We start from the raw sequence: 3,746 nt of genomic DNA, 5'->3' as shown, positions 1-3,746 counted from the left end.
GCTGCCATGCTTCTTCAAAATGGTGCAGGTTATATGCAGATTGGAGCCTTCGTTTCTACACTTATGATGGTAGGGATTGTTACGGCTCCTGTAGAGATGAAATACTTTGGTAAAAAACTAACCATTGCAAGAAATGTTTTAGCCTTTATATTTTCTTTCCTGGTAGCATATATAATTGGGAAGGTGGCGGGTGGTATATGAAGTTTATAAAAAGATACAAATTTTTTCTAATTACTATAGGTATTATAGGGATTATTACTTTAATAAATAGAAGCATTGGGCTAAAAGCCATTGGTGTTGCAGGGTATAGTTTTAAGGAAATGGCTCTTGTCATCCCTCCTGTATTTATTCTTTTAGGATTACTGGATGTATGGGTTCCGAGAGAAACGATGGTGAAATACATGGGAGAAGGTTCAGGGATAAAAGGCATAATCCTGGCCATCATTTTAGGCTCTGCAGCAGCAGGCCCACTTTATGGGGCATTTCCAGTGGCAGCAGTTTTTATGAAAAAAGGCGTAAAATTCAGCAATATACTGATATTCATTGGAGCATGGTCCACTACAAAGATACCTATGTTTTTATTTGAAATGTCAGCATTGGGTGCTAAATTTGCTGTAACAAGACTGTTGGTTGATATTCCTGGAATAATTATTATTGCTTACATCTTATCTCACTTAATGCAAAAAGAAGAGATAAAGGAAATATACAAAAAGGCTGAAAACATGTGATATATGATATGCGTAAAGGAGTTGAGTTAAATGTCAAAGAACTGGTATCCAGTAATTAACTATGAAAATTGTATTGAGTGCGGGGCATGTTTTAACAAGTGCTCACACGGGGTTTATAAGAAAGAAGGTGAAAGGCCTGTGGTAGTATATCCTGAAGGCTGTGTTGAGGGATGCAGAGGATGTCAAAACCTATGTCCTTCAGGTGCAATAGAGTACGTTGGCGACACAGGTGAAAAGGGGAATTGCAGTTGCGGATGCTGCAGTTGCTAAATTTCGGGGGAGGCGGAAGGTGTAATGCCAGTTATTTTAAAGGAGAAATGTCCTGCACATGCAAATATCTGCAAAGCGATAATTGCATGTCCTAATCATGCAGTGAGTTATGTCGAGGATGATGATGAGCCTTTAGGTGGCAGAATTGAAATTGACCATGCAAAATGTACAGGGTGTGGAACCTGCGCTATAGAATGTTGTGGTATGGCAATAATAATGGAATAAAAATATCAATTGATGAAGGAGGATTTTACTATGGTAATTAAAGTTTTAGGTTCAGGATGTGCCAATTGTAAAAAATTAGAGGCTAATGTCAGAGAGGCTGTAAAAGAACTGGGAATTGAAGCCACTATTGAAAAAGTGCAGGATTTCAAGGACATTATGGCCTATGGTGTTATGAAAACACCTGCGCTTGTAGTGGACGAACAGGTAAAAGTGATGGGGAGGGTTCCGTCAGTAGAAGATATTAAAAAGTATTTGTAAATCACATTGTTTAACATTAACGAAAGTCTTACTTGTAAGGTATATCAACCTTAAACTGCGTCTTAAAGGGGGTATTGAACCATTAAGGATGATATTATTGATTTATGGAAAGAGTTAAGTTCCAACTTAAGAATCTTTATCAGCAAAAAGGTGGCAAATGAGCAAGATGCGGAAGATATCCTTCAGGATGTATTTTTAAAAATATATTCTAATATAAACCAGGTAAAGGATAATGACAGAATATATGCATGGGTGTACCGAATAACAAGAAATTTGATTGTCGATTATTACAGAAAAAAAAGAGATACTGCTGAATTTTCGGATTTGGCTGATGAGATAAAAACCGATAATGATGAAGAAGAAATAATAAATGGATTGGTTTTATGCCTGAAAAATATGATTGACAGCCTTCCAGATAAATATAAGCAGGCTATCATGCTAACAGAATTAGGTGGTTTGACACAAAAAGAACTGGCTCAAAAACTTGGTATGTCAATATCAGGGGCTAAATCGAGAGTTCAGCGTGGGAGAAATCTGTTAAAAGAGAAGTTTTTTGAGTGCTGTAAGTTTCAATTCGATGTGTATGGGAATATTGTTGAATATCAGCATAAAGAAAATAGTTGTAAATATTGCTGAAACATATATGTATTTTGCGTCCTTTTTAAAAAACCTCCGTCTATAAAAGTGAAGTTAAATTTTATGATGGAGGTTTTATTATGGGATGTTGTGAAACTCAAAGGAATAACACCTGCTGTAGTACAATTTGCGGGTGTGAAGATGAAATTCATAGTACTGAAAAGAGGAAAATTGTGATTGATTTTATGTATTTGGATTTAAGCATATGTACGAGATGCCAGGGTACGGAGGACAGTCTTGAAGAAGCAATTGCGGATGATGCTAAAGTGCTTGAATTAACAGGCGCCGAAGTTGTTGTAAATAAAATTCATATTGATAGTAAGGAAAAGGCCATACAGTACCGGTTTGAGAGTTCACCTACTATCCGTATTAATGGAAAGGATATACAACTGGAAATAAAAGAATCTCTTTGTGAATCGTGTGGTGATTTATGTGGAGATGAAGTGGCCTGTCGGGTATGGGTGTACAAAGGTAAAGAATACAATGTCCCTCCAAAAGCAATGATAATTGATGCAATACTTAGAGAAATATACAGTAACAACGAATTGTCAGGGAATGGTAAACAAAGTAAAGAAAAGGAATATGAGATTCCTGAAAATCTCAAGAGATTTTTTGACTCTATGGGCCAAAAAGATGTATGAATATTTAAAATGTAATTTAGGAATATATATAAGGTAAAGCAATTTGTTTATAAACCTTACAGTAAATGTGGATATATACCTCATTTGCTGTAAGGTTTTCTATTTTACATTATCCATATAAATACTTTCATGAATAAATGGCATTTGACAATAACATAATATGGATGTATAATGTAATTGGCATATGACAAAAACAAAAGGAGTGTTTAAAGTGTCTAACTGTGAAAATTGTCCTACAAAAGAGGATTGTAAAACAAAAGAGGGATGCATGATAGAAAACAATCCTTATAACTTTGTAAAGAAAATAATCGGTGTAATGAGTGGAAAGGGGGGCGTTGGGAAATCAACGGTATCTGCCCTTATTGCGGAAGAGTTAAATAAAAAAGGGTATAGCGTAGGCATCCTGGATGCGGATATTACTGGACCGAGTATTCCAAGGCTTCTTAAAGTAAAAGACAAGAAAGTCCAGTCAAATGAACTGGGAATTTTACCAGTGGCAACTGAAAATGGAATAAAGGTAATGTCGCTGAACTTATTGATGGAAGAGGAGGAGCAGCCTGTTATATGGCGAGGGCCTTTAATTGCAGGGACAGTAAAGCAATTCTGGACGGATGTTTTCTGGGGAGACCTTGACTATTTGGTCATTGATATGCCTCCAGGAACGGGAGATGTTGCGCTGACGGTGATGCAGTCCATTCCCATCAATGGAATTGTAATGGTGTCTGTACCCCAGGATTTAGTGTCTATGATAGTCGCAAAAGCAGTGAATATGGTTAAAACAATGAACATTAAGGTTATTGGTGTAGTAGAAAATATGAGTTATATTATATGCCCTGATTGCAACAAAAAAATCAGAATATTTGGTAGTGAAAACACAGAAGAGTTTTTAAGCAAATTAGACTTAAAACTTCTTGGGGAATTGCCTATGTGTAGTGATATAGCCAATCTTTCCGAGAAAGATAAAACAATACAAAATGCATCATTGGAT

Annotated in this window: 8 protein-coding genes; all 8 read left to right on the top strand. The window is 36.1% G+C overall.

The features are described from left to right. On the top strand, positions 1 to 201 hold a 201-nt coding region (locus GXX20_01590; protein HHW30358.1), incomplete at its 5' end, for a permease. After that, positions 198 to 728: a permease gene (locus tag GXX20_01585; GenBank protein ID HHW30357.1), complete on the top strand. Its 531-nt coding sequence runs from the start codon at positions 198 to 200 to the stop codon at positions 726 to 728. The genes GXX20_01590 and GXX20_01585, both read left to right, overlap by 4 nt. Before the next feature lie 30 nt (positions 729 to 758). After that, positions 759 to 998 carry a 4Fe-4S binding protein gene (locus GXX20_01580; protein HHW30356.1) on the top strand — a complete coding sequence of 80 codons (240 nt, stop codon included), beginning with the start codon at positions 759 to 761 and terminating at the stop codon, positions 996 to 998. Between the two features lie 24 nt (positions 999 to 1,022). Further along, entirely contained in the window at positions 1,023 to 1,223 is a 201-nt protein-coding gene (locus GXX20_01575; protein HHW30355.1) for a hypothetical protein, read from the top strand. A 30-nt stretch (positions 1,224 to 1,253) separates the two neighbouring features. After that, entirely contained in the window at positions 1,254 to 1,481 is a 228-nt protein-coding gene (locus GXX20_01570) for a thioredoxin family protein (GenBank protein HHW30354.1), read from the top strand. 93 nt (positions 1,482 to 1,574) lie between these two features. Then, a complete protein-coding gene (sigZ, locus tag GXX20_01565) occupies positions 1,575 to 2,117 on the top strand; it encodes an RNA polymerase sigma factor SigZ (GenBank protein ID HHW30353.1) in 543 nt (180 codons plus the stop codon). Positions 2,118 to 2,242: 125 nt separating this feature from the next. Next, positions 2,243 to 2,758 carry a DUF2703 domain-containing protein gene (locus GXX20_01560; protein HHW30352.1) on the top strand — a complete coding sequence of 172 codons (516 nt, stop codon included), beginning with the start codon at positions 2,243 to 2,245 and terminating at the stop codon, positions 2,756 to 2,758. A gap of 211 nt (positions 2,759 to 2,969) precedes the next feature. Continuing rightward, the coding region (locus GXX20_01555; protein ID HHW30351.1) for an Mrp/NBP35 family ATP-binding protein at positions 2,970 to 3,746 on the top strand (777 nt) is incomplete at its 3' end.

This window comes from Clostridiaceae bacterium, from assembly GCA_012840395.1.
GTDB lineage: Bacteria > Bacillota > Clostridia > Acetivibrionales > DULL01 > DULL01.
Note: the sequence above shows the minus strand (reverse complement) of the source record. Positions and strands in the feature narration are given on the sequence as shown.